This is a genomic window from Streptomyces sp. NPDC056527 (assembly GCF_042794475.1).
Lineage (GTDB): Bacteria > Actinomycetota > Actinomycetes > Streptomycetales > Streptomycetaceae > Streptomyces.
In genome coordinates this window covers 14,617-39,175 of sequence record NZ_JBHTTQ010000073.1, presented here as the reverse complement: position 1 = coordinate 39,175, position 24,559 = coordinate 14,617, and the positions used below count along the sequence as shown (strand labels likewise).

Below are 24,559 nucleotides of genomic sequence, written 5' to 3'. Positions count from 1 at the left end.
GGCTCGGGGGGATCGAGCCTCGCCGTCCGGCGTTTCTCCCGGCGGTCGTTCAGCGGCCGGTCAGCAGCCGCCCACGCGCCCGTGCAGCAGCCGCGACAGCGCGCTGTGCACGTCGTCGATCGAGCGCTCCCGCTGGAAGGCCTGCCAGTCGAGGGCGGCCACCAGCACCATGCCGACCAGTGCGGCCGCCGAGAGCGGAATGTCGATCTCCTCGCTGAGCTCGCCGCTCTCGACGCCTTCGCGCAGCACCCCCTCCACCACGGCGACCGCCTGCTGACGGACGACCAGGAGGGTCGAGTTCCAGGCCCGGTTGGTGCGCCACAGCTCGGCCACGTACAGCTGGGTGAAGGCCGGATAGCGGTCGATGAAGACCAGACCCGCCCGGATCATCGCGTCCAGCGCGTCGACCCGGCTCCCGCCCCGCTCCGCCGTCTCCTCGGCCGCCGTCCTCAGGGACGCGGTGAGCAGGGCGACTCCGTGCCGCAGCAGCTCCTCGAAGAGCTCGGTCTTGCTCTTGAAGTTGTAGTAGACCGTGCCCTTGGCGACACCCGCGCGCTCGGCGATCTCGTCCACCGTCGTCGCCGAGAAGCCCTGCTCGGCGATGAGCGTGACGGCGGCCTCGTAGAGCTTCGCGCGCGTGGCCTGGCGTCTGGTGCTGCTGCTGTCCATGGGCTCGATTCTCACAGGTCTCGCGGGTGTCACAGGGGCAGGTGTCACAAGGACAGATCGGGGTGGAGCCGGTCCAGTGTCCACACCTGCTTGCGCCGGGCCGAGACCGCGGTGAGCGCCAGCGCGCCCACCGTGAACGCCGCCAGGACCGCGACCGCCTGCCAGACCGGCCCGATCCCGCCGCCCGTGATCAACCGGCGCAGCGACTCGACGACGTAACTCATCGGCAGGAAAGGATGGATCGCGTTGAAGAAGCCGGGGCTCGTCTGAACGGGGTACGTGCCGCCCGCCGAGGTCAGCTGGAGCATCAGCACGGCGAGCACCAGGATCCGGCCCGCCGCGCCGAAGCGGGCGTTGAGCCACTGGATGATCGCGGCGAAGCAGCAGGTCACCAGGGCGAGGAAGCCGACGGTCCCGGCCGCCCTCGCCATCTGGAGGCCGAGGCCCCAGTGCAGCACGGACATCAGCGCGGCGACCTGGAGCAGCCCGATGGCCGCGACCGGCAGCCAGCCGGCCAGGGCGATCCGCCAGGCGGAGGCGCCGGCGGCGAGGGCGCGCCGGTTGAGCGGCTGGATCAGCATGTACGCCACCATCGCGCCGACCCAGAGGGAGAGCGGGATGAAGTACGGGGCGAAGCCGGTGCCGTAGTTGGGCGCCTTGTGGAGCGACTGGGAGGCGAGCCCGACGGGGTCGGCCATGACCTCCGTACGCCGGTCGCGCTGCTGCTTGTCGTAGTCGGGGATCTTGGCCACGCCGTCGTTCAGCCCGGTGGCCAGCTCGCCCGAGCCGTCGGCCAGCTTGAACAGACCGCCGTCGAGGTCCCCGGCGCCCTTCTTGAGCTTGCCGACACCCGTGTCGAGGTTGGCGGAACCGGTCTTGGCGCTCGTGAGGCCGGTGTGCAGCTCGTCGGCGCCCTTGGCGACCTTCAGGGCGCCGTCGTTCAGCTTGTTGATCTTCTTGACGGCGCCTTCGAGGTCCTCGTCGAGGTGCGGCGCGGCCTTGGCCAGGTCCTCCGCCTGCTTCTGCAGGGTGGCGAGCCGGCCGTCGAGCTTCTTCAGGTCGCCGTCGCTGTCCTTGGTCAGCTCGTGCAGATCGTCGGCGATCTTCGCCACGTCGTCGGCCGAGACCTTGGCCTCCTTGAGGACCGGGCAGGCCTTGGGGTCGGGCAGCGGGTTGTCCACGCACTCCCTCTTGTGGAGGGCGTCCAGCTTGTCGTCGGCCAGGTGGGCGGCGGTGCGGGCCATCGGGGCGCGGCGGACCACGTCCTCGAGGTCGTGACGCACGGCCGCGGTCGAGTGGGCGACCAGCCGGGCGGTGTCGCCGATCGTCTTGCCGTTGTTCTTCAGATACGGGCGGACCTGTGCGGCCTTCCCGTTGACCTTGTCGGCGAGCGCCTGGGTGCCGTTCGCGACCTGCCGCGAGCCGGTCTCCAGATCGCCCGCGCCCTTGTCGAGCTTCTTCAGGCCGGTGGCGAGGTCGCCGCTGCCCTTCTTGGCGTCCTTCAGGCCGTCGGCCAGGCTCTTCGAGCCCTTCTTCGCCTTGTCCACGCCCTCCTTGAGCTGACCGGCGCCCTTGGCGGCCTCGGCGGTCGCGTCGTGGATGTCGGAGAAGGAGATGAAGATCTTGTCCAGGAAGGTGCGCGAGGACTTGGTGGAGGCGGCGGTGCGGACCTCGGAGAAGACGGTCCGGGAGATCTGCCCGACGATGTAGTTGTTGGCGTCGTTCGTACGGACCCGGAGCGCACCCGTCTCGGGGGCGTCGCCCGAACTGGAGGCGATCCGCGTGCTGAGGTCGCCCGGCATGGTCAGCGAGAGGTAGTACGTCCCGTCCTCCACGCCCTTGCGGGCCTCGGCGTCGCTCACCTCGTGCCACTGGAAGACCTTGCTGTCCAGCAGGCCCTTCGCGATGTCGTCGCCGGCGTTGATCTTCTTGCCGTCGGCGGTGGCGCCCTTGTCCTCGTTGACCAGGGCGACGGGTATCCGGTCGAGCCTGCTGTACGGGTCCCAGAAGGACCACAGGTACAGCGCGCCGTACAGCAACGGCAGCAGCAGGATCGCGACGAGCGCGGCCCGCGGCAGCTTCCCCCTGCCGAACCGCTTCAGCTCAAGCGCGGCCAGTTTCGGCGAGCGCATCGGCTGCCCCCTCCTCGATGGTGTCGTCCTCGGTGGTCGTGTCGTCCTCGGTCGCGCGCGGCGCCGTGGTGATCTTCAGGGCGTCCTCGGGCGCCTCGCTGCAGACGGCGAGCACGGTCGTGCCGGCGTCGGCGATGGAGCGCAACAGGGCCCATGCCTCGGCCCGGTCGGCGTCGGAGAGCTTCAGATCGGTGTCGTCGAGCGCGAGCAGCCGGGGCCGGCCGATCAGCGCCAGGGCGATCGACAGGCGCAGCGCCTCCAGCCGCTCCAGATCCCGTACGGAGGTCCGCTCGCCCTTCGGCAGCGCGTCCAGGTCGAGCCCCGACGCCTCCAGGGCCGCCTCGATCCGCTCCCTGACGGCGGCCGCGCGCTCGGCCGGCGGTCGGAGCAGGGCCCGTACCGCGCCGTCGTAGCGGCGCTGGAGCAGGGCGCGCTCGCGCAGGTGCTCGGCGACGGTGAACGCCGGGTCGAGGTCGCTCACCCCCGGCACCGGGCCGAGCGCGCTGATCCGGCGGACGGCCGCCATCTTGCGGGGCAGTCGGAGCCCGGCGACCTCGGCGTGGCCCTCCTGGGGCTTCATCCGCCCGGTCAGTGCCAGCAGCAGACAGGTGCGGCCCGAGCCGGACGGCCCCTCGATCGCGACGAGCGAGCCGGGCTCGGCCCGGAAGCCCACCCCGCGGAACACCCAGCCGCGCGGCCCTTTCAGCCCGAATCCGTCCGCGACGACGGCGGCGCCGTGCGGCTCCTCCGGCTTCGCTTCCACCGGTCCACCCCCACATTCCCCAGTTTTTGAACTGACCAGTCAGTTCAAAAACTACCCCTGAGTCGGCGATCCAGGCAAAACCGCAGGTCAGAGCGATTGTCAGTGGTGCCCTTCACGATGGACACATACGGACACAGAGCCGTCACACGACGACAGGAGGCTCGTCATGACCAGCTCCTCCGCAGCAGCCGCACCGCGGCGCCGCGCCGCCGGCCGCCCTGCCCCCGCACTGTCCGGACCGCCGTCCGACGTCCACCCCGTGCTGCGCCGTGCCACCGCGCCGCCCGCCGCACTCGACCTGCTCGCCCAGGCCCGCGCCGGCCTGGAGGAGGCCGTCGGACACGACGTGCCCAACGAGCGGTACGCCACCGCACACCTCGCCGCGCTGCGCACCGCCGCGGCCGTGCTCGCCGCCCGTGGCCGCCCCGAGTCCAACCCGCGCAAGCGCGCGCGGATCAGGAGCGCCTGGGAAGTGCTCCCCGAGATAGCGCCCGAGCTGACCGAGTGGAGCGCCCTGTTCGCCTCGGGAGCGCCCCGCCGGGCCCGGGCGGAGGCGGGGATACCCGGCGCGGCGACCCGCCGGGACGCGGACGACCTGATCCGGGACGCGGCCATGTTCCTGCGCCTGGTCGAGCGGCTCCTCGTCCTCCAGCCCGTGCTGCCCCGTCAGACCGGCGCGGAGGAGGCCGCGGGGTAGCCGCATGTGAGCGGGGGAGCACGCCCGAGGCCATAGGGTGGGAGGCGTTCGTACACCGTCACCGAGGAGTCAACAGCCGTGTCGGACCCTTCCCCTGTCTTCGGTCGAGAGGCGTCGTCGCGCCCGTCGCGCGCCTCCCTTCGTACGGCCGTCGTCTGGGACGTCCTCAAGGACGCCCTCGACCGCCGGGTCAAGGCCACCGGGCAGGACGGCCTCGACGTCCTCGACACGGGCGGCGGCTCGGGGAACTTCGCGGTGCCGGTGGCCCGCCTCGGTCACCGGGTCACCGTCGTCGACCCCAGCCCGAACGCGCTGTTCGCGCTGGAGCGCCGGGCCGCCGAGGCCGGCGTCGCCGACCGGGTGACCGGGGTGCAGGGCGACATCCGCGGCCTGTTCGACGTGGTCGGGCGGGAGGCGTACGACGTGGTCCTCTGCCACGGAGTCCTGGAGTACGTGGACGACCCGGCCGAGGGCGTACGGAACGCGGTGGCGGCGCTCCGGGCCGGAGGCGCCCTCAGCCTGCTCGCCGCGGGCGTCGGGGGCGCGGTCCTGGCCCGCGCGCTCGCCGGGCACTTCACCGAGGCGCGCAACGCCCTGAGCGACCCGTCCGGGCGCTGGGGCGACGGCGACCCGGTGCCCCGCCGCTTCACCGCCGACCAGCTCGGCGAGCTGGCCGGCGAGGCCGGACTGGACGTCGGCGCGGTGCACGGCGTGCGTGTCTTCGCCGACCTCGTCCCCGGCGCCCTGGTCGACACCGAGCCCGGCGCGGCGGAGGCTCTGCTCAAGCTGGAGGCCGCCGCGGCGGAGCTGCCGTCCTTCCATGCCATCGCCACCCAGTTGCACGTCCTGGGCGAGAAGCGCGCCTGACACTCGCCCGGAGGCACGCCCCGGGGCCCGGCCCCGGGCGGGCCGCACCGGGCTGATCAGCGACGCAGCCGCACATGGAGTACGCCACAGGCCCCCCGAACGGGGAGCTCGCCCCGTATGATCGGGGGACACCATCCGGCATGACAGGCCAGGCGCTGGGGAATCAACGCCTCAGCAACCGAACCGCATGGCGGCCCGGTTTGGCGATTTGGCGTTGAGGGCGGGTTTCACGGGGGCGATTCCCTGCCTATCCTGAAAGGGCCGCATCCCGGTCGCCCCCGCGACCGACGACTAGGAGGACTCCGTGCCGCTCTCGGAGCACGAGCAGCGAATGCTCGAGCAGATGGAGCGAGCGCTGTACGCCGAAGATCCCAAGTTCGCGACAGCGCTCGAGGGAAGCGGACTGCGTACGTACACCCGGCGACGGGTTTACCAGGCAGTCGCCGGCTTCCTGGTGGGTATCGCGCTCCTCATGGCTGGAATGGTCGCTCAGCAGTGGTGGATCAGCGTGGTGGGGTTCCTCGTCATGCTGGGCTGCGCGGTGATGGCCGTTACAGGCTGGCGCAAGGCGCCCAAGCCGGGTGAGCAGCAGGCGACGGGTGGATCGGCGGCCGGTGGCCGTCAGGCCCGGCAGCGCCGCTCGATGATGCATCGGATCGAGGAACGGTGGCAGCGCCGCCGGGACGAACAGCAGGGCGGCGGCCACTGACGGCGCCCTGAGGGCGAAGCCCTCCCCACGACACCAAGCCCCGCGGGGCCGCGCTGGAGCGCGGCTCGGCGGGGCTTCGTCGTGGGCGCCGGTCGCCGGGGTGAACGGCGCCCACGCCTCCCCTGTTGGAGGCATTCGTTCCGCTGGGGCACAACGGAACGGTGCCCTTGCCGGGTCCGGGCTCCCGGTCCGTGCGGTGCCCGCGGGTACGGCGCCGTCGTGGGTTGTACCCACCCTCCCCCAGACTCCGTCCGGGAGCCCAGCCCTGCGGAACGCCTGCCCACAACCCCGGAGGGCGGGGCTCCGCCCACCGTGGAGCGGAGCCCTACCGGGGGGTCAGGTGCGTTCGGTGCGGCGGAGGGCGGCCGTCAGGCGGGTCGTCAGGGCCTCGCGGCGGGCCGACCAGGCTCCCGTCGCCCTCGACCAGCGCGACGACGCCGCCCACACCACCCGGACGGCCGAGCGCGGTGCCAGCAGTGCGCGCAGGCGCGTCTTGCGGGGCGAGACCGCGGCGAAGCCCGACCTGACCAGGGCGACCTCCTCCACGAGACCCGTCGCCGGACGCGGCTGCGGGGCGTACAGGACCTGTTCGACCGCGCGAGCCACCCGGTGCACCGCGTTCGCCGGCTCACCCTCCAGCGCGCCCAGACGGACGATCCGGGCCGCCGTCTTCCGTGGCGTCTGCGAATCGTCCGGCGCGACCCCGTGGTCCCAGGCCGTGTCGCGGATCTCCCGCCACGCCGCCAGCGTCCGCGCCACCGCGTCCTCCGGCGTGCGGCCCGAGGAGCCGAGCCGCCGCGTCCGTACCCGGGTACGCCACAGCCACGGCGACAGCGGCAACAGAAGCACCACCGCGACGCCCAGACAGATCAGCGCCACCTTCAGCGGATCCACCCCGCCGCCGTCGGACGACGCTCCGCCCGCCGCCGCGTCGGAGCCGCACTCGCCGAGGCGACGCATCTCCGGCGGGCAGCTCTCCGAGGTGCTCGGAGCCGCGGACGGCACCGCCGAGGCGCTGGTCTCCGGCTGCGCCGTCTGCGTCGGCGTCCCCGACGGGGACTGCTGCCGTGTGTAGTCGGGCGTCGTACCCCGCGTCGGCGTCGGCTCGAACCGGATCCAGCCCGCGCCCTCGAAGTACAGCTCAGGCCAGGCGTGGGCGTCCCGGATGCCGACCGACATCGTGCCGTCGGACTGCGCGGTGCCGGGCATGAAGCCGACCGCGACCCGGGCCGGGATGCCCAGGGAGCGCGCCATCGCCGCCATCGAGAACGAGAAGTGGACGCAGAAGCCCTCCCGCTGCCGGAGGAAGCGGGAGATCGCCTCGACACCCGTGCCCGACTCGACCTCGACGTCGTAGCGGAAGCCGCCGTCCGTCGCGAACCAGTCCTGGAGCTTCACGGCCCGCTCGTAGTCGTTCCGCGCGCCCCGGGTGACCTGGAGCGCCGTCGACTTCACGTCGAGGGGCAGCGAGGACGGCACCCGGGTGTACTCGGTCAGGAGCTTGGGCGGCGCCGGAGGGGCCGCCGCCAGCTGCGCCGCCGTCGGTCGCACGTCCAGGCTCGTCACCGTGTAGCGGGCGCCCCGCGTGTTCTGCTCGTCGTCGCCGACGATCATCCGCCCGGCCGGCTCGTACCGCCAGCGGCCGTCGATCTCGACCTTGGCCGCCGGGTACGGCATCGGCAGCCACTTCTGCTCGTAGGACGAGGAGGCCACGAAGTTGCCCGTCACCTCGGTCGTACGGACCTGCGCGCCGAGCCCGTCGGGGCGCGGCAGCCGCTCGGGAACGTCGCCGATCGGGCGGACCGAGGACTTCCAGGAGGTGCCGTCGAACTGGTCGAGCGCCACCAGACGCAGGTACATCCCGCTGGTGTCGGTCGCGTTGGTCCGGTACCGCAGCACCTCGCGGTCCTCGGGCTGCCGCAGATTGTCCTGGAGCGAGACCAGCGGGTTCACGGCCGAGATCGTGCCGCCCTTGCCGCCCTCGCCCGCCCCGTCGCCAGGGCCGCCGAAGAGACCGCCGGAGAGCGCGGGCAGCGCCGCCGGCACGACCAGCGCGATGCCCATGGCCACCACACCGATCCGCCGGCCGGTCCGCACCGGGGCGAGCGCCTGCCCGCTCCCGGCCGCGCCGGTGCTCCCGGGACGCGGCGCGCCGCCGAAGACCCGCCCCCACTGCGAGAGCCGGTCACGGCTCTCCGAGAGGAGCAGCAGGAGATAGCCGGTGGCGGCCAGCACGAACCAGAGCCAGCTCGCGCCGCCGTCGGAGAGACCCGCGGCCACCGAGTACAGCGCGAGGAGGGGCAGACCCGCCGGAGCCGCGCTGCGGAAGGTCACCGCGATCGTGTCCACCAGGAGGCCGATCACGAGCACGCCGCCGACCACCATCAGCCGGATGCCCTCGGTGTCGGGGGCCGGGATCGCGTACGTGCCGACGTCGTCGGCGCCCGCGCGGAACAGCGCGGCGAACTCCCCGAGGGCCCCCGGCCCGGGCAGGAAGCCGAGCAGCGCCTGCTCCCGGGTGAAGACGAGGGTCAGCGCCAGCAGACTCGTCAGGGCCTGCGCCGCGATCGTCAGCGGCCGGGCCAGCGGTACCCGCCGGGTCAGCGCGCCGACCCCGCTCTGCATCGCCAGCAGGATCGCGGCCGTGAAGATCCAGGTCGCCGGCTTCACCAGTGGAAGCAGCGCGCCCGACGCCATCAGGGTGGCGGCGAAGGCGCCCAGTGTCAGCCGCCCGCGGCCGCTCATGACCAACCTCCGTACGTGTCACCCGCGGCGGTCTGCGCACGCGCTCCGCCGGCCTGCTCCCACAGCTCGGCGAGCCGTGCGCCCGGGCGTACGGCCAGCGCCGTCCAGCCGGCCTCCCGCAACTGCCGCAGCCGCTCGTCGACCGCACCGACCACCGCGCCGCCGGTCAGCCATGTGCCGCTGTCCAGGACGAAGGCCACGGCCGCACCGCTGCGCTGCCGCATCCGGGCCGCCACCGCCGCCTGCTCCTCGTCGATGTCGCCGACGAACGCGATCAGAAGTCCCTCGTTCCCGCCGCGCAGGACGTCGTACGCGCGCGAGAGTCCGGCTCCGTCGGAGTGGTCGACGACGGCGAGGGTGTCCATCATCAGCCCGGCCGCCTCGGCCGTGTCCTGCGTCGCGCCGGCGAAGCCCTCGGCGCCCTCGCCGGGCACCGCGGTGCCCGTGTCGGTGAGGAGCCGTACCGAATAGCCCCGCTCCAGCATGTGCACCAGGGCCGAGGCCGCGCCCGAGACCGCCCACTCGAAGGCCGAGTCGGGGCCCGCGCCCTGGAAGGCGATCCGGCGGGTGTCGAGCAGGACCGTGCAGCGGGCCCGCTGCGGCTGCTCCTCACGGCGGACCATCAGCTCGCCGTAGCGCGCGGTGGAACGCCAGTGGACCCGGCGCAGGTCGTCGCCGTGGCGGTAGGCGCGTGGGATCACGTCGTCGTCGCCGGACAGGGCCAGCGAGCGCTGCCGGCCGTCGCCGTACCCCGCCGCCTCGCCGGCCAGCATCACCGCCGGGAGCGACTCGGTCCGGGGGACCACCGTGAGGGTGTCGTAGGCGCTGAAGGAGCGGGTCAGCTCGCACATGCCGAAGGGGTCGTTCAGCCGCAACTGGAGCGGACCCAGCGGGAAGCGGCCGCGCAGATCGGACCGGACCCGGTACGACACCTCGCGCCTGCCGCCCGCCTCGACCCGGTCCAGCACGAAGCGGGGCCGCGGCCCGAGCATGTACGGGACGTGGTCCTGGAGCATCAGCAGCCCGGTGGGCAGCCGGGAGACGTTGTCCATCCGCAGATGGACCCGGGCCTCGGAGCCGACCGGCACCCGGTGCGGGGAGAGCCGGCGGCTGCCGGCGACCCGGTACCGGGTGCGGTAGAGGACGCCGACGCAGATCAGCGGCAGCACGGCGAGCAGCAGGCCGACACGCAGCAGATCGCCCTGGCCGAGGACGAAGGCACAGACCGCGGCGGCGACCCCGGCGGCGAGGAAGGACCGGCCGCGCGTGGTGAGCCCGCCGAGGGCGGCCCGCACCCCGCCCCTCTCGTCCCCCTTCGTGGGAACGCCCCGGTCGTCACCCCGCTGCCCCTCCGGCGCGGCAGCGGTCGTCATCACAGCTGCCGAACGCCGGGCTGCTGGCCGTAGTGCGGCCCGGCGGGCGGAGCCGCGACCGGGACGGGCGTGCGCTGCAGGATGTCGAGCACGACCTGCTCGGCGGTCCGCCGGTTCAGCTGCGCCTGCGCCGTCGGCAGCAGTCGGTGGGCGAGGACCGGCACGGCCAGTGCCTGGAGGTCATCCGGCAGGACGTACTCGCGGCCGCTGAGCGCGGCGGACGCCTTGGCGGCGCGCAGCAGGTGGAGCGTGGCACGAGGCGAGGCGCCGAGCCGCAGATCAGCGTGGTTACGGGTCGAGGCGACGATGTCGACGGCGTACCGGCGCACCGCGTCGGCGACGTGCACGCCGCGCACCGCCTCGATGAGCTTCACGATGTCGTGGGCGTGCGCGACGGGCTGCAGGTCGTCGAGCGGGTTGACCGCCCCGTGGATGTCGAGCATCTGGAGCTCGGCCTCGGCACTGGGGTAGCCGATCGAGACGCGCGCCATGAAGCGGTCGCGCTGCGCCTCGGGGAGCGGGTACGTGCCCTCCATCTCCACCGGGTTCTGCGTGGCCACGACCATGAACGGGTTCGGCAGCTCGTACGTCTGCCCGTCGACGGTGACCTGCCGCTCCTCCATGGACTCCAGGAGCGCGGACTGGGTCTTCGGCGAGGCGCGGTTGATCTCGTCGCCGATCACGATCTGGGCGAAGATCGCGCCCGGCTTGAACTCGAAGTCCCGCTGCTGCTGGTCGAAGATCGACACACCGGTGATGTCCGACGGCAGCAGGTCGGGCGTGAACTGGATACGGCGCACCGAACAGTCGATGGACCGCGCCAGCGTCTTGGCCAGCATCGTCTTGCCGACGCCGGGGACATCCTCGATCAGAAGATGTCCCTCGGCGAGCAGCACGGTCAGCGAAAGCCGTACGACCTCAGGCTTGCCCTCGATCACACCCTCCACCGACCTGCGGACACGCTCCGCTGTGGTGGTCAGATCTGTGAGGCTCGCTCGATCGTCATAGGTCGTCACCCGGCCCTCCTCGGCCCCTACGAAAAACACCGACACCTGCCCCCGCGGTTCGTTCGGGGGGTGTCACCCGAGCATTCTTGTTGCCTCTGCCGGGTTGTGTCACTTGCCTGTGGACAAGTGCGAGCGATATGCCGGGGTTTGCCGTGTTGTGCCCCGTGAATCAGGAGGGGTCGATCTCGCGCAGCAGGCCCGTGGTCACGTCGAAGACGAAACCGCGGACGTCGTCGGTGTGCAGCAGGAACGGCGAGGTCCGCACGCGCTGCATCGACTGCCGGACGTCCTGTTCGACGTCGCGGAACGCCTCCACCGCCCAGGCGGGTCGCTGGCCGACCTCCATCTCCAGCTCGTGCCGGAAGTCCTCGGTGAGCGACTCCAGGCCGCAGCCGGTGTGGTGGATGAGCACCACGCTGCGGGTCTTCAGGGCTCGCTGGCTGATCGTGAGCGAGCGGATCACGTCGTCGGTGACCACACCGCCCGCGTTGCGGATCGTGTGACAGTCGCCGAGCTCCAGGCCGAGCGCGGCATGCAGGTCGAGGCGGGCGTCCATGCAGGCGACGACGGCCACCTTCAGGACGGGCTTGGCGTCCATGCCGGGATCGGTGAAGCGGGACGCGTATCGCTCGTTGGCCTCGACGAGGCGGTCGGTGACGGTCCCACCGGTACGTATCACGTCGGAGGAGGGGTGCGCTGAGGTCGACATGTCTATGACGGTAGTGGTCACGGGGCGCCGTGGCCCGTCGTGAGAGCGGACAAAGAACGTCAATGAGCCTTGTTGTGAGCTAACCCACAGGCATGAGAAGAGCGGGCCCATTCGAGTGAGCTGTCGGGAATGCCCGACTCCTCTCGACGGCCCGCGCGACGCGCCAGCCGGTTGATTGACCGCTGGGTCCAGTGGACTAAAGTGACGCGAAGTTCACGGAGACAATGAGCGATTTCCGCAGTTTCTCCCCCGCGAGTGCGGCGGATGCGTAGCGGCCGCGCCGAATCTGAGCCGAATTCTGAGAGGGCGCAATTGAGCAACGACCGACACGTCCCGGTGATGCTCCAGCGGTGCCTGGACATGTTGGCCCCGGCCCTGGAGCGCCCCGGTGCGGTGGTCGTCGACTGCACCCTCGGCCTCGGCGGCCACAGCGAGGCGCTCCTGCGCCGCTTCCCCGAGGCGCGGCTCGTCGCCCTCGACCGGGACAAGGAGGCGCTGCGTCTCTCCGGAGAGCGACTGGCCCCCTTCGGTGAGCGCGCCACGCTCGTCCACGCGGTCTACGACGAGCTGCCCGAGGTCCTCGACCGGCTCGGCATCCCGAAGGTGGACGGCATCCTCTTCGACCTGGGCGTCTCCTCCATGCAGCTCGACGAGGCCGACCGGGGCTTCGCCTACGCGCAGGACGCCCCGCTCGACATGCGCATGGACCAGACGACCGGGGTCAGCGCCGCGGAGGTCCTCAACACCTACCCGGCCGGCGAGCTGGTCCGCATCCTCCGTGCGTACGGGGAGGAGAAGCAGGCCAAGCGGATCGTCTCCGCGATCGTGCGCGAGCGCGAGAAGGAGCCGTTCACCAACAGCGCCCGCCTGGTCGAGCTGATCCGCGACTCCCTGCCGCAGGCGGCCAAGCGCACCGGCGGCAACCCCGCCAAGCGCACCTTCCAGGCCCTGCGCATCGAGGTCAACGGCGAGCTGACCGTCCTGGAGCGGGCGATCCCGGCGGCGGTGAAGGCGATCGCGGTGGGCGGCCGGATCGCGGTCCTGTCGTACCACTCCCTGGAGGACCGGCTGGTCAAGCAGGTCTTCGCGGCCGGCGCGGCGAACACGGCCCCGCCCGGCCTGCCGGTCGTCCCCGAGCAGTACCAGCCCCGCCTGAAGCTGCTCACCCGAGGCGCCGAACTCCCCACGGAGGAGGAGATCGCCGAGAACCGCCGCGCGGCCCCGGCCCGGCTCCGAGGAGCGCAGCGCATCCGGGGGGACGAGCAGGCATGACGACGAAGGGGCCGCTCAAAGGGAGGGCGGCGCGGCTCGGGCGGCTCATGCCCTCGGGGCCGAGTACCGCCGCCCGTACCCCTTTCGTCCTGCTCGTCGTGGTCCTGCTCGGCGGCGGGCTCATCACCCTCCTGCTGCTGAACTCCGCCCTCAACCAGGGCTCGTTCAAGCTCCGCGACCTCAAGAACCGGACCACGGAGCTCACCGACGAGGAGCAGGCCCTCCAGCGGGACGTGGACGACCGCTCCGCTCCCGACGCGCTGGAGCGCCGGGCCCGTGAGCTCGGCATGGTCCCCGGCGGCAGCCCCGCCTTCCTGAACCCGGACGGCACGGTCCTCGGCGAGCCCTCCAAGGCGGCCGCGCCCAAGCCGACGCGCACCCCGGCCCCGCCAAGGACCACACCCCCGGCCACGACGGGCGCCCCGACCGGACCGCCGCCCGCGACCCCCGGGAAGACCGGGACACCGCAGACGACCCCGCCCGCCCCGACGAACTCCGGCAGGTGACCGCAGTGCCCTCCAAGGAGCCCCCGCGCCGCCGGGTGCCCGGCCCCGCCCGGTCCGCCCGCCCCCGGCCCCCCGAGGGCAGGCAGGCCCGGCCCGCCCCGCGCCCCGGAGCCCGCTCGGGCCCCGCGCGCAGGCCGGCCCCGAGGCCGCCGGCGAGGCCGCGCACCATCCGGCTCGGCAGCCCCAAACCCCGGCTGCGACTGGTCTCCCTCGGGCTGACGCTCGTGATGCTGGCCTTCGTCGTCCGCCTGCTCCAGGTGCAGGCCGTCGACGCCAGCGCGCTGGCCGCGAAGGCCGAGTCGCACCGCTACCAGGAGTACACGCTCTCCGCGGACCGCGGCGAGATCACCGACCGCTCCGGCATCGCACTGGCCGCCAGCGTCGACGCGTACGACATCATCGCCGACCCGCTGCTCTTCACCCCCGAGGAGAGCAAGGTCCAGGACGCCCCCGAGCAGGCCGCCGCGCTCCTCGCGCCGCTCCTGGGCAAGCAGCCCGCGGACCTCGCCAAGAAGCTCCGCACCCCCAAGTCCCGCTACATCCTGCTCGCCCGCAAGCAGACCCCGCAGGTCTGGAACCAGATCAAGGACCTCAAGAAGGTCTACGCGAAGAAGTCCGCGCGCTCCGAGGGCGGGAACGGCGTCAATCTCCTCGGCGGCATCGTGAGCGAGCCCAGCACCAAGCGTGTGTATCCCAACGGGGAGCTCGCCGCCGGGATACTGGGGTACGTCAACGCCGAGGGCCGCGGCGCCGGCGGCCTGGAGTCGATGCTCGACAAGGATCTCGCGGGCCAGGACGGCAAGATCAGGTTCGCCGAGTCCGGGGGACGCCAGGTGCCGACCGCCGGCTCCCGGGGCACCCCGGCCGTACCCGGCTCCGACATCGAGCTGACCATCGACCGGGACATCCAGTGGGCCGCACAGCAGGCCATCACCGAGCAGGTGAAGAAGTCCAAGGCCGACCGCGGCTACGTCATAGTGCAGAACACGAAGACCGGCGAGGTCCTGGCCATGGCCAACGCCCCCGGCTTCGACCCCAACGACCTGTCCGCGGCCAATTCCGCCGCGATGGGCAACGCCGCCCTCCAGGACGCCTACGAACCCGGCTCCACCAGCAAGGTCATGTCCATGGCCGCCGTCCTGGAAGAGGGCGTCGCGACCCCCGGCACCCATGTCGTCGTGCCCAACCGGCTGCACCGCGGGGACCGGCTCTTCAAGGACGACATCGACCACCGCACCTGGTACCTGACGCTCAACGGCGTCCTCGCCAAGTCCAGCAACATCGGCACGATCCTCGCCACCGGCCAGCTCGGGAAGACCCAGGCCGAGTCCAACCGGGTCCTCCACTCCTACCTGCGCAAGTTCGGCATCGGCAGCCCCACCGGGCTCGGCTACCCCGGCGAGACCCCGGGCATCCTCGCCAAGCCGGGGGACTGGTCGACCTCGCAGCAGTACACGATCCCGTTCGGCCAGGGCCTGTCGATCAACGCCATGCAGGCCGCGTCGGTCTACTCGACCATCGCCAACGGAGGCGTACGGATCGAGCCGACGCTCGTCCGCGGCACCAAGGGGCCCGACGGCCGGTTCACCCCGGCGCCCGCCCCGGAGCAGACCAGGGTGGTCAGCGAGAAGACCGCGAAGACCCTCGCCACGATGCTGGAGTCCGTGGTCGGCGACGAGGAGGGCACCGGCACCAAGGCCCGCATCCCCGGCTACCGGGTCGCGGGCAAGACCGGAACCGCCAACCGCGTCGACCCCGAACTCGGCCGCTACAAGGGGTACACCGCCTCCTTCGCCGGCTTCGCACCCGCCGACAACCCGCAGATCACGGTCTACTGCGCCATCCAGAACCCCACCAAGGGCAACTACTTCGGCGGCCAGATCTGCGGCCCGATCTACAAGAAGGTCATGGAGTTCGCCCTCAAGACCCTCCACGTGGCTCCGACGGGCAGCGAGCCCGCCCGTCTGCCGGTCATCTTCAAGGACAGCGAGTGACACCCCGGGAGCACCAGTGACCACGATCACCCCGGATTCCGGGAACCGGAAATCGAACTCCGGCGAGGCCCGAGCCTCTTTTGGCCCCTCGGCGGGTGGGCCCGGTACGCTCACCGCCGTGCCACACGCTGATCAGTACCGAACCACCCCGCCCCGCCCGGAGCAGGCCCGCCCGACACCCCTGGGCGACCTGGCCGCCCGGCTCGGTGTCGAGACGCCCGCCGACACGGACACGGACGTCACGGGCATCACCCACGACTCGCGGGCGGTACGCCCCGGGGACGTCTACGCCGCACTGCCGGGAGCCCGGCTGCACGGCGCCGACTTCGCCGACCAGGCCGCCGGACTCGGCGCCGCCGCGATCCTCACCGACCCGTCCGGCGCCGACCGTGCCGCCGCGACCGGCCTGCCGGTCCTGGTCGTCGTGAACCCGCGCGGACGGATGGGCGAGCTCGCCGCCGAGATCTACGGCCGACCGGGCACGGACCTGCTCCAGATCGGCATCACCGGCACCTCCGGCAAGACCACCACGGCCTACCTGGTCGAGGGAGGGCTGCGCGCCGCCGAGCGGAAGACCGGCCTCATCGGCACGGTCGAGATGCGGATCGGCGACGAGCGCATCAAGTCGGAACGCACGACCCCGGAGGCCACCGACCTCCAGGCGCTGTTCGCGGTCATGCGCGAGCGCGGCGTCGAGGCGGTCGCCATGGAGGTCTCCAGCCACGCCCTCGTGCTCGGCCGGGTCGACGGCTGCGTCTTCGACGTCGCCGTCTTCAACAACCTCAGCCCCGAGCACATGGAGTTCCACTCCGACATGGAGGACTACTTCGGGGCGAAGGCGCGGCTGTTCACGCCCGAGCGCAGCAAACGGGGCGTCGTGAACCTCGACGACTCCTACGGACGCAGGCTCGCGAAGGAGGCGTCCGTCCCGGTCGTCACCTTCTCCGCCGAGGGCGACCCGGACGCCGACTGGCGCGCCGAGGACGTCGCGCTGGGCGCGGTCGGCTCGACCTTCACCGTCATCGGCCCCCAGGGCGAGCGGATCGCCGCCACCGCGCCGCTGCCCGGCCCGTTCAACGTCGCCAACACGCTCGCCGCGATCGTCACCCTCGCCGTCGCCGGGATCGACCCGCAGACCGCCGCCGACGGCGTCGCCGCCGTCGCCGGTGTCCCCGGCCGCCTGGAGCGGGTCGACGCCGGCCAGCCGTACCTCGCGGTCGTGGACTACGCCCACAAGACGGACGCCGTCGAATCGGTCCTGCGCTCGCTGCGCAAGGTCACCGAGGGCAAGCTGCACGTCGTCCTCGGCTGCGGAGGCGACCGGGACACCACCAAGCGCGGCCCGATGGGCGCCGCGGCGGCGCGCCTCGCCGACACCGCCGTACTGACCTCCGACAACCCCCGTTCCGAGGACCCCCTCGCGATCCTCGCCGCCATGCTCGCGGGCGCCGCCGAGGTGCCCGCCCACGAGCGCGGCGACGTCCTGGTCGACGCCGACCGGGCCGCCGCCATCGCCGCGGCCGTGGCCCGCGCACAGCCCGGCGACACCGTGCTCGTCGCCGGCAAGGGCCACGAGCAGGGCCAGGACATCGCCGGCGTGGTCCGTCCTTTCGACGACCGCCTGGTCCTGCGCGATGCGCTCATGGCGCGGCGTGCCGATCAGCCGGACGTAGCCAGCCACAAGAACAGTCAGGGATGAAGCAGTGATCGCCCTCTCCCTCGCCGAGATCGCCGAAATCGTCGGCGGGCAGTCGTACGACATACCGGATCCGGCCGTCCAGGTCACCGGTCCCGTCGTCATCGACTCCCGTGAGGTGAAGCCCGGCAGCCTGTTCGCCGCCTTCGCCGGTGAACAGGTCGACGGCCACGACTACGCGACGCGCGCCGTCGAAGCGGGCGCGGTGGCCGTGTTGGCCGCCCGCCCCGTCGGCGTGCCCGCCATCGTCGTGGACGACGTCCAGGCGGCGCTCGGTGCCCTCGCCCGTGCCGTCGTCGAACGCCTCGGCACCGATGTCGTCGCGCTCACCGGCTCCGCCGGCAAGACCTCCACCAAGGACCTGATCGCCCAGGTCCTGCAGCGCCACGCGCCCACCGTCTGGACGCCCGGCTCGCTCAACAACGAGATCGGGCTGCCGCTGACGGCGCTCCGCGCGAGCGACGAGACCCAGCACCTGGTCCTGGAGATGGGTGCTCGCGGCATCGGTCACATCCGCTACCTCACCGGACTGACCCCGCCGCGCATCGGACTCGTCCTGAACGTGGGCACCGCCCACATCGGCGAGTTCGGCGGCCGCGAGCAGATCGCCCAGGCCAAGGGCGAACTCGTCGAGGCGCTCCCCCCGGCCGACAAGGGCGGTGTGGCGATCCTCAACGCCGACGACCCGCTCGTCCGGGCCATGGCCGCGCGCACCCGGGCCCGCGTGATCCTCTTCGGAGAGGCACGCGAATCCGACGTACGTGCCGAGAATGTCCGGCTCACAGAGAACGGACAGCCCTCTTTCAGTCTTCACACACCCACCGGGTGCAGTGACGTGACCTTGCGCCTGTACGGTGAGCACCACGTGTCGAACGCGCTCGCCGCGGCCGCCGTCGCCCATGAGCTGGGCATGGCCGTCGAGGAGATCGCCACCGCGCTCTCCGAGGCAGGCACCCTGTCGCGCTGGCGCATGGAGGTCACCGAGCGTCCGGACGGCGTGACGATCGTCAACGACGCCTACAACGCGAATCCCGAGTCCATGCGAGCCGCGCTGCGCGCGCTCGCGGCCATGGGCCGGGCCGCACAGGCCCAGGGGGGCCGCACGTGGGCGGTGCTCGGCAAGATGGCCGAGCTCGGTGACGCATCGCTCGCCGAGCACGACGCGGTCGGGCGGCTCGCCGTCCGACTCAACGTCAGCAAGCTCGTGGCGGTCGGGGACAGGGAAGCGTCCTGGTTGCAACTGGGCGCATATAACGAGGGTTCGTGGGGTGAGGAGTCGGTGCACGTGTCCGACGCGCAGGCAGCGGTCGACCTGTTGCGCAGTGAGCTGCGCCCGGGGGATGTCGTCCTTGTGAAGGCTTCCAGGTCGGTCGGTCTGGAGCAGGTCGCCCTGGCACTGCTCGACTCCGGGAGCGAGGTTGCCGGCCGATGAGGCAGATCCTCTTCGCGGGGGCCATCGGGCTCTTCCTGACCCTGATCGGCACTCCGCTGCTCATCAAGCTCCTTGCCCGCAAGGGGTACGGACAGTTCATCAGGGACGACGGCCCGCGCGGCCACGCCGGCAAGAAGGGCACGCCCACCATGGGCGGTATCTCCTTCATCCTGGCCACGCTCATCGCGTACGCCCTCGCCAAGGTCATCACCGGTGAGGACCCGACGTACTCGGGTGTGCTGGTCCTCTTCCTGATGGCCGGCATGGGCCTGGTCGGCTTCCTCGACGACTACATCAAGATCGTCAAGCAGCGTTCGCTGGGTCTGCGGGCCAAGGCGAAGATGGCCGGCCAGCTGATCGTCGGCATCGCGTTCGCCGTGCTCTCGCTGCAGTTCGCGGACCTGCGCGGGCTCACCCCCGCCTCCACGAAGCTCTCCTTCATCACCGACTTCGGCTGGGCCATCGGGCCGGTGCTGTTCGTGGTCTGGGCGCTCTTCATGATCCTGGCCATGTCCAACGGCGTGAACCTGACGGACGGTCTGGACGGCCTGGCCACCGGCGCGTCGGTGATGGTCTTCGGCGCGTACACCTTCATCGGCCTGTGGCAGTTCCAGGAGTCCTGCGCCAACGCGGTGACCCTGACCAACCCCAACGCCTGCTTCGAGGTGCGCGACCCGCTCGACCTCGCGGTCGTCGCCTCCGCCCTCATGGGTGCCTGCTTCGGCTTCCTGTGGTGGAACACCTCGCCGGCCAAGATCTTCATGGGCGACACCGGCTCGCTGGCCCTCGGCGGCGCCCTCGCCGGTCTCGCCATCTGCTCCCGTACCGAGCTGCTGCTCGCCCTGCTCGGCGGCCTGTTCGTGCTGATCACCATGTCCGTGGTCATCCAGGTCGGTTCGTTCAAGATGACGGGCAAGCGCGTCTTCCGGATGGCCCCGCTCCAGCACCACTTCGAACTCAAGGGATGGTCCGAAGTCCTCGTGGTGGTCCGGTTCTGGATCATCCAGGGCATGTGCGTGATCGTGGGTCTGGGCCTCTTCTACGCGGGATGGGCAGCCGAAAAGTGAGCTGGAACGGCAAGAGGGTCACCGTCGCGGGCCTCGGAGTCTCCGGAATCCCGGCCGCCCGCGTCCTGCACGGCCTCGGCGCGTTCGTGACCGTCGTCAACGACGGCGACGACGAGCGCTCCCGGGCACAGGCCGCCGAGCTGGAATCCTGGGCGGCGGCGCGTGCCGAGGGCGGAAGCATCACCGTCCGCCTCGGCGACGGGGCGACCTTGCCCGAGGGCACCGAGCTGATCGTCACCACCCCCGGCTGGCGGCCCGACAAGCCGCTGTTCACGGCCGCCGCCGAGGCGGGCGTGGAGATCTGGGGCGACGTCGAGCTCGCCTGGCGACTGCGCGGCCCCGACGCCGCCCCCTGGCTCGCCGTGACCGGCACCAACGGCAAGACCACGACCGTACGGATGCTCGCCTCCATCCTGGAGGCCGCGGGCCTGCGGACCGCGGCCGTCGGGAACATCGGCGTCTCGCTCCTCGACGCCGTCCTCGGCGAGGAGACCTACGACGTGCTCGCCGTCGAACTCTCCAGCTACCAGCTGCACTGGGCGCCGAGCCTGCGCGCCCACTCGGCCGCCGTGCTCAACCTGGCGCCCGACCACCTCGACTGGCACGGCTCCATGGAGGCGTACGCCGCCGACAAGGGCCGGATCTACGAGGGCAACACCGTCGCCTGCGTCTACAACGTCGCCGACAAGGCCACCGAGGATCTGGTCCGCGAGGCCGATGTCGAGGAGGGCTGCCGCGCCATCGGCTTCACCCTCGGCACCCCGGGCCCGTCCCAGCTCGGTGTCGTCGAGGGCATCCTCGTCGACCGGGCCTTCGTCGAGAACCGGCAGAAGCAGGCCCAGGAGCTGGCCGAGGTCGCGGACGTCAACCCGCCGGCCCCGCACAACGTCGCCAACGCGCTCGCCGCGGCGGCCCTGGCCCGCGCCTTCGGTGTCGAGCCGAGGGCCGTACGGGACGGACTGCGGGCCTTCCGGCCCGACCCGCACCGCATCGAGCTGGTCGAGGACGTCCAGGGCGTCGTCTACGTCGACGACTCCAAGGCGACCAACACCCACGCCGCGGAAGCCTCGTTGGCGGCCTACGACCCGATCGTCTGGATCGCCGGCGGCCTCGCCAAGGGCGCGACCTTCGACGAGCTCGTCGCGAAGTCCGCGGAGCGGCTGCGCGGGGTCGTGCTGATCGGCGCCGACCGCGCGCTGATCCGCGAAGCCCTGGCGCGACACGCCCCCGAGGTACCGGTGGTCGACCTCGACCGGACCGACACTGGGGCGATGTCCGCGGCGGTCCAGGAGGCGGCCCGGCTCGCCCGGCCGGGCGACACGGTTCTGCTGGCCCCGGCCTGCGCCTCGATGGACATGTTCGCCAACTACAACAAGCGGGGCGAGGCGTTCGCGGACGCGGTCCGCACCCTCGCCGCCACCGGGCGCGTCTGACCTGACCAGCGAGAAGGTCCGGCAGCGCCGGGCACGACTGGAGGGGACAGCGACCATGCCGAGCAGAACCGCCGGGACTCGCCGGCCGTCCGCCGTACGCGGCGGAGGCCGGGCCCCCACGCCGCCGCGCGCCTCGCGCGGCGGCGTACGGCGGATGTACGAGCAGGCCCGCCGCGCCTGGGACCGCCCGCTCACCGCGTACTACGTGATCCTCGGTGCCGCGCTGCTCATCACCACCCTCGGCCTGGTGATGGTCTACTCCGCCTCGATGATCACGGCGCTGCGGTACGACCTCGTGCCCTCGTACTTCTTCCGCAAGCAGTTCTTCGCCGCGGTCCTCGGCACGGCGCTCCTGCTGGTGGCCTCCCGGATGCCCGTGAAGCTGCACCGGGCGCTCGCGTACCCGATCCTGGTCGGCGCCGTCTTCCTGATGGTGCTCGTCCAGATCCCGGGGATAGGGCGCGCGGTCGGCGGCAACCAGAACTGGATCTCACTGGGCGGCCCCTTCATGCTGCAGCCCAGCGAGTTCGGCAAACTGGCGCTCATCCTGTGGGGCGCCGATCTGCTCGCCCGCAAACAGGACATGAAACTGCTCACGCAGTGGAAGCACATGCTCGTGCCCCTGGTGCCAGGCGCGTTCCTGCTCCTCGGACTGATCATGCTCGGCGGGGACATGGGCACGGCCATCGTCCTCACCGCGATCCTCTTCGGCCTGCTGTGGACGGCCGGCGCGCCCACCCGGCTCTTCGTCGGGGTGCTCGCCGTGGCCGGCGTGATCGGCTTCCTGCTGATCAAGACCAGCTCCAACCGGATGAAGCGATTCGCCTGCATCGGCGCCACCGACCCCGGGGGAGAGGGTGCGCCCTGCCTCCAGGCCGCGCACGGCATCTATGCTCTGGCCTCGGGCGGATGGTTCGGATCCGGACTGGGTGCCAGTGTGGAAAAATGGGGCCAACTACCCGAAGCGCACACCGACTTCATCTTCGCCGTCACCGGGGAGGAACTGGGTCTGGCGGGGACGCTGTCGGTACTCGCCCTGTTCGCGGCTCTAGGCTATGCGGGTATCCGCGTGGCCGGACGCACGGAGGACCCCTTCGTGAGGTACGCCGCGGGAGGCGTGACCACCTGGATCACGGCGCAGGCCGTGATCAACATCGGTGCGGTGCTCGGTCTGCTGCCGATCGCCGGAGTCCCGCTCCCGCTGTTCTCCTACGGAGGGTCGGCCCTGCTGCCGACCATGTTCGCCGTCGGGCTCCTCATCGCCTTCGCGCGACAGGAACCCGCCGCGAAAGCGGCCCTGGCCATGCGGCGCCCCGGCTGGGGTAGGCGGGCCGGGGTGAGATGGAAGTCGATGCGACGGCGCGTCAAGAAGCGTCCGTCCGGAGAGCGGTGAATTTCGGTGCATGTCGTACTCGCCGGTGGGGGGACCGCCGGCCACATCGAGCCCGCGCTCGCCCTCGCGGACGCCCTGCGCAGGCAGGACCCGAGCGTGGGAATCACGGCGCTCGGCACGGAGAAGGGGCTGGAGACCCGGCTCGTGCCCGAGCGGGGCTACGAGCTGGCTCTCATCCCCGCCGTGCCGCTGCCGCGCAAGCCCACCCCCGAGCTGATCACCGTCCCCGGGCGGCTGCGCGGCACCATCAAGGCTGCCGAGCAGATCCTGGAGCGCACCAAGGCCGACTGTGTCGTCGGCTTCGGTGGCTACGTGGCGCTGCCCGGCTATCTGGCGGCCAAACGGCTCGGGGTGCCGATCGTGGTCCACGAGGCCAACGCCAGGCCCGGCCTGGCCAACAAGATCGGCTCGCGGTACGCGGCCGGGGTCGCCGTCGCCACCCCGGACTCCAAGCTCCGCAACGCCCGTTACATCGGCATCCCGCTGCGGCACACCATCGCCACCCTCGACCGGGCCAGGGTCCGGCCCGAGGCGCGCGCCGCCTTCGGTCTCGACCCCAACCTGCCGACGCTGCTGGTCTCCGGCGGCTCGCAGGGCGCACGCCGGCTCAACGAGGTCGTCCAGCAGATCGCACCGGTGCTCCAGCGCTCCGGCATCCAGATCCTGCACGCGGTCGGCCCGAAGAACGAGGTGCCCCGTGTCGACAACATGCCCGGGATGCCGCCGTACGTCCCGGTACCGTACGTGGACCGGATGGATCTCGCGTACGCGGCCGCCGACATGATGCTCTGCCGCGCGGGTGCGATGACCGTCGCCGAACTCTCCGCCGTCGGGCTGCCCGCCGCCTACGTCCCGCTGCCGATCGGCAACGGCGAACAGCGGCTCAACGCCCAGCCGGTGGTCAAGGCGGGCGGCGGTCTGCTCGTCGACGATGCGGAACTGTCGCCGCAGTGGGTGCAGGGCAACGTCCTGCCCGTTCTCGCCGATCCGCACCGGCTGTACGAGATGTCCCGCGCCGCGGCCGAGTTCGGCCGCAGGGACGCCGACGACCTGCTCGTCGGCATGGTGTACGAGGCGATCGCCGCACGCCGTCAGGCGTAGCGCGCGGGGCGTAAGCGGAACGGCGAGCGCCCCGGCGGCGAGCCGAGGCGGAACGACGAAGGGGACGCCAGGTGGCTGGACCGACGACCGCCGAGAAGAACGGCACGAGAACGCCGAAGGGGTCGTCGGAACGGCCGTCCCGCACGGGCACCCGGAGCAGTGGCTTCCGGGTGCCCGGGCCGCGCCTCCTGCTGATCGCCCTGGCCGTTCTCGTGATCGCGGCCGGTGGAATCTGGGCGCTCTACGGCTCGTCCTGGCTGCGCGTGGAGCGGGTGGACACCTCCGGCATCCAGGTTCTGACCCTTCACGAGGTGGAAACGGCCGCCGCCGTACCGATCGGATCCCCGCTCGTTTCCGTCGACACGGACGCGATCGAGGCGCGACTCATCCGGAAACTGCCCCGCATCGACACGGTGGAGGTCGTCCGGTCCTGGCCGCACGGAATCGGTCTGAAAGTGACGGAACGGCAGCCGGTTCTGCTGGTGGAAAAGGATGGAAAGTTCACGGAAGTGGACTCCACCGGAACCCGTTTCGCGACCGTGGACAAAGCGCCCCCAGGCGTACCGAAGCTCGTCCTCGACATCGACTCCTCGGCGAGCCTGCGCCGCTTCGACGCGGACCGGCTCCTGCGCGAAGCGGTGGGCGTGACGGGCGAACTCCCGGAAAAGATCGCCCGGGACACTCGTGTCGTCAAGGTCGTCTCGTACGACTCCATCACTCTGGAGCTCGGCGGCGGTCGCACGGTCCTCTGGGGCAGCGGCGAGGACGGTGCCGTCAAGGCGCGTGTACTCACGGCGCTGATGAAAGCAACGCCCAAAGCGGGGCACTTCGATGTAAGCGCCCCCACGGCGCCCGCCGCGTCGAAGAGTTGACGCTCATCAGTGCTGGCCAGCACCCTGGTTGGCCAGCGCTACGGGTGATCACATAGGGTGAAAAGAAAAACGGGAGGTTCGGCGTGTTCGTTGAACGTGCGCCACTTGTCGACTTAGTGTCC

Annotated in this window: 20 protein-coding genes; 13 read left to right on the top strand and 7 right to left on the bottom strand. The window is 71.7% G+C overall.

The annotated features are described in order from the left end of the window. Positions 1-60: 60 nt before the first annotated feature. The 3 genes from ACFQ7Q_RS27460 to ACFQ7Q_RS27450 are packed head-to-tail and all read right to left on the bottom strand — an operon-like array spanning position 61 to position 3,564. Entirely contained in the window at positions 61-669 is a 609-nt protein-coding gene (locus tag ACFQ7Q_RS27460; RefSeq protein ID WP_383559668.1) for a TetR/AcrR family transcriptional regulator, read from the bottom strand. Between the two features lie 44 nt (positions 670-713). Beyond that, entirely contained in the window at positions 714-2,801 is a 2,088-nt protein-coding gene (locus tag ACFQ7Q_RS27455; protein ID WP_383559666.1) for a YhgE/Pip family protein, read from the bottom strand. Further along, positions 2,773-3,564 carry an ATP-binding cassette domain-containing protein gene (locus ACFQ7Q_RS27450; RefSeq protein WP_383559664.1) on the bottom strand — a complete coding sequence of 264 codons (792 nt, stop codon included), beginning with the start codon at positions 3,562-3,564 and terminating at the stop codon, positions 2,773-2,775. The genes ACFQ7Q_RS27455 and ACFQ7Q_RS27450 overlap by 29 nt, the downstream gene beginning before the upstream one ends. 166 nt (positions 3,565-3,730) lie before the next feature. On the opposite strand from ACFQ7Q_RS27450, the gene ACFQ7Q_RS27445 reads away from it, so the two are divergent. From ACFQ7Q_RS27445 to ACFQ7Q_RS27435, 3 genes are all read left to right on the top strand, one after another. Next, entirely contained in the window at positions 3,731-4,261 is a 531-nt protein-coding gene (locus ACFQ7Q_RS27445) for an SAV_6107 family HEPN domain-containing protein (RefSeq protein WP_383559663.1), read from the top strand. Positions 4,262-4,339: 78 nt separating this feature from the next. Next, positions 4,340-5,128 carry a class I SAM-dependent methyltransferase gene (locus ACFQ7Q_RS27440; protein ID WP_383559662.1) on the top strand — a complete coding sequence of 263 codons (789 nt, stop codon included), beginning with the start codon at positions 4,340-4,342 and terminating at the stop codon, positions 5,126-5,128. A 304-nt stretch (positions 5,129-5,432) separates the two neighbouring features. Beyond that, on the top strand, positions 5,433-5,837 hold the full coding sequence (locus ACFQ7Q_RS27435) for a DUF3040 domain-containing protein (RefSeq protein WP_329121565.1): 405 nt from the start codon (positions 5,433-5,435) through the stop codon (positions 5,835-5,837). Positions 5,838-6,173: 336 nt separating this feature from the next. On the opposite strand, the gene ACFQ7Q_RS27430 is transcribed toward ACFQ7Q_RS27435, so the two are convergent. The 4 genes from ACFQ7Q_RS27430 to ACFQ7Q_RS27415 form a co-directional block, all read right to left on the bottom strand. Then, on the bottom strand, positions 6,174-8,582 hold the full coding sequence (locus ACFQ7Q_RS27430) for a DUF3488 and DUF4129 domain-containing transglutaminase family protein (protein WP_383559660.1): 2,409 nt from the start codon (positions 8,580-8,582) through the stop codon (positions 6,174-6,176). Continuing rightward, positions 8,579-9,955 (bottom strand): DUF58 domain-containing protein, encoded by a 1,377-nt coding sequence (locus tag ACFQ7Q_RS27425; protein WP_383559659.1) that lies wholly within the window; start codon positions 9,953-9,955, stop codon positions 8,579-8,581. The genes ACFQ7Q_RS27430 and ACFQ7Q_RS27425 overlap by 4 nt, the downstream gene beginning before the upstream one ends. Next, positions 9,955-10,971 carry an AAA family ATPase gene (locus ACFQ7Q_RS27420; protein ID WP_383559658.1) on the bottom strand — a complete coding sequence of 339 codons (1,017 nt, stop codon included), beginning with the start codon at positions 10,969-10,971 and terminating at the stop codon, positions 9,955-9,957. Before ACFQ7Q_RS27420 ends, ACFQ7Q_RS27425 begins: the two co-directional genes overlap by 1 nt. A gap of 160 nt (positions 10,972-11,131) precedes the next feature. Then, positions 11,132-11,671: a beta-class carbonic anhydrase gene (locus ACFQ7Q_RS27415; protein WP_383559657.1), complete on the bottom strand. Its 540-nt coding sequence runs from the start codon at positions 11,669-11,671 to the stop codon at positions 11,132-11,134. A gap of 312 nt (positions 11,672-11,983) precedes the next feature. On the opposite strand from ACFQ7Q_RS27415, the gene rsmH reads away from it, so the two are divergent. The 10 genes from rsmH (at position 11,984) to ACFQ7Q_RS27365 (ending at position 24,437) form a co-directional block, all read left to right on the top strand. Beyond that, positions 11,984-12,943, top strand: coding sequence for a 16S rRNA (cytosine(1402)-N(4))-methyltransferase RsmH (gene rsmH, locus ACFQ7Q_RS27410; RefSeq protein WP_383559656.1), 960 nt, complete (start codon positions 11,984-11,986; stop codon positions 12,941-12,943). Further along, positions 12,940-13,449 carry a septum formation initiator family protein gene (locus ACFQ7Q_RS27405; protein WP_383559654.1) on the top strand — a complete coding sequence of 170 codons (510 nt, stop codon included), beginning with the start codon at positions 12,940-12,942 and terminating at the stop codon, positions 13,447-13,449. Before rsmH ends, ACFQ7Q_RS27405 begins: the two co-directional genes overlap by 4 nt. A gap of 5 nt (positions 13,450-13,454) precedes the next feature. After that, positions 13,455-15,443 (top strand): peptidoglycan D,D-transpeptidase FtsI family protein, encoded by a 1,989-nt coding sequence (locus ACFQ7Q_RS27400; protein WP_383559670.1) that lies wholly within the window; start codon positions 13,455-13,457, stop codon positions 15,441-15,443. Between the two features lie 16 nt (positions 15,444-15,459). After that, entirely contained in the window at positions 15,460-17,142 is a 1,683-nt protein-coding gene (locus ACFQ7Q_RS27395; RefSeq protein ID WP_383559652.1) for a UDP-N-acetylmuramoyl-L-alanyl-D-glutamate--2,6-diaminopimelate ligase, read from the top strand. 4 nt (positions 17,143-17,146) lie between these two features. Continuing rightward, positions 17,147-18,571: a UDP-N-acetylmuramoyl-tripeptide--D-alanyl-D-alanine ligase gene (gene murF / locus ACFQ7Q_RS27390; protein WP_383559650.1), complete on the top strand. Its 1,425-nt coding sequence runs from the start codon at positions 17,147-17,149 to the stop codon at positions 18,569-18,571. Then, positions 18,568-19,638, top strand: a complete 1,071-nt coding sequence (gene mraY / locus ACFQ7Q_RS27385; RefSeq protein WP_383559648.1) for a phospho-N-acetylmuramoyl-pentapeptide-transferase — start codon at positions 18,568-18,570, stop codon at positions 19,636-19,638. The genes murF and mraY overlap by 4 nt, the downstream gene beginning before the upstream one ends. Then, complete coding sequence (gene murD, locus ACFQ7Q_RS27380; protein WP_383559646.1) at positions 19,620-21,071, top strand: UDP-N-acetylmuramoyl-L-alanine--D-glutamate ligase; 1,452 nt, start codon at positions 19,620-19,622, stop codon at positions 21,069-21,071. The genes mraY and murD overlap by 19 nt, the downstream gene beginning before the upstream one ends. Before the next feature lie 55 nt (positions 21,072-21,126). Next, on the top strand, positions 21,127-22,464 hold the full coding sequence (ftsW, locus tag ACFQ7Q_RS27375; RefSeq protein ID WP_383559644.1) for a putative lipid II flippase FtsW: 1,338 nt from the start codon (positions 21,127-21,129) through the stop codon (positions 22,462-22,464). Positions 22,465-22,470: 6 nt separating this feature from the next. After that, a complete protein-coding gene (gene murG, locus ACFQ7Q_RS27370; protein ID WP_383559642.1) occupies positions 22,471-23,565 on the top strand; it encodes an undecaprenyldiphospho-muramoylpentapeptide beta-N-acetylglucosaminyltransferase in 1,095 nt (364 codons plus the stop codon). 71 nt (positions 23,566-23,636) lie between these two features. Continuing rightward, entirely contained in the window at positions 23,637-24,437 is an 801-nt protein-coding gene (locus ACFQ7Q_RS27365) for a cell division protein FtsQ/DivIB (protein WP_383559640.1), read from the top strand. The last annotated feature ends 122 nt before the right edge of the window (positions 24,438-24,559 follow it).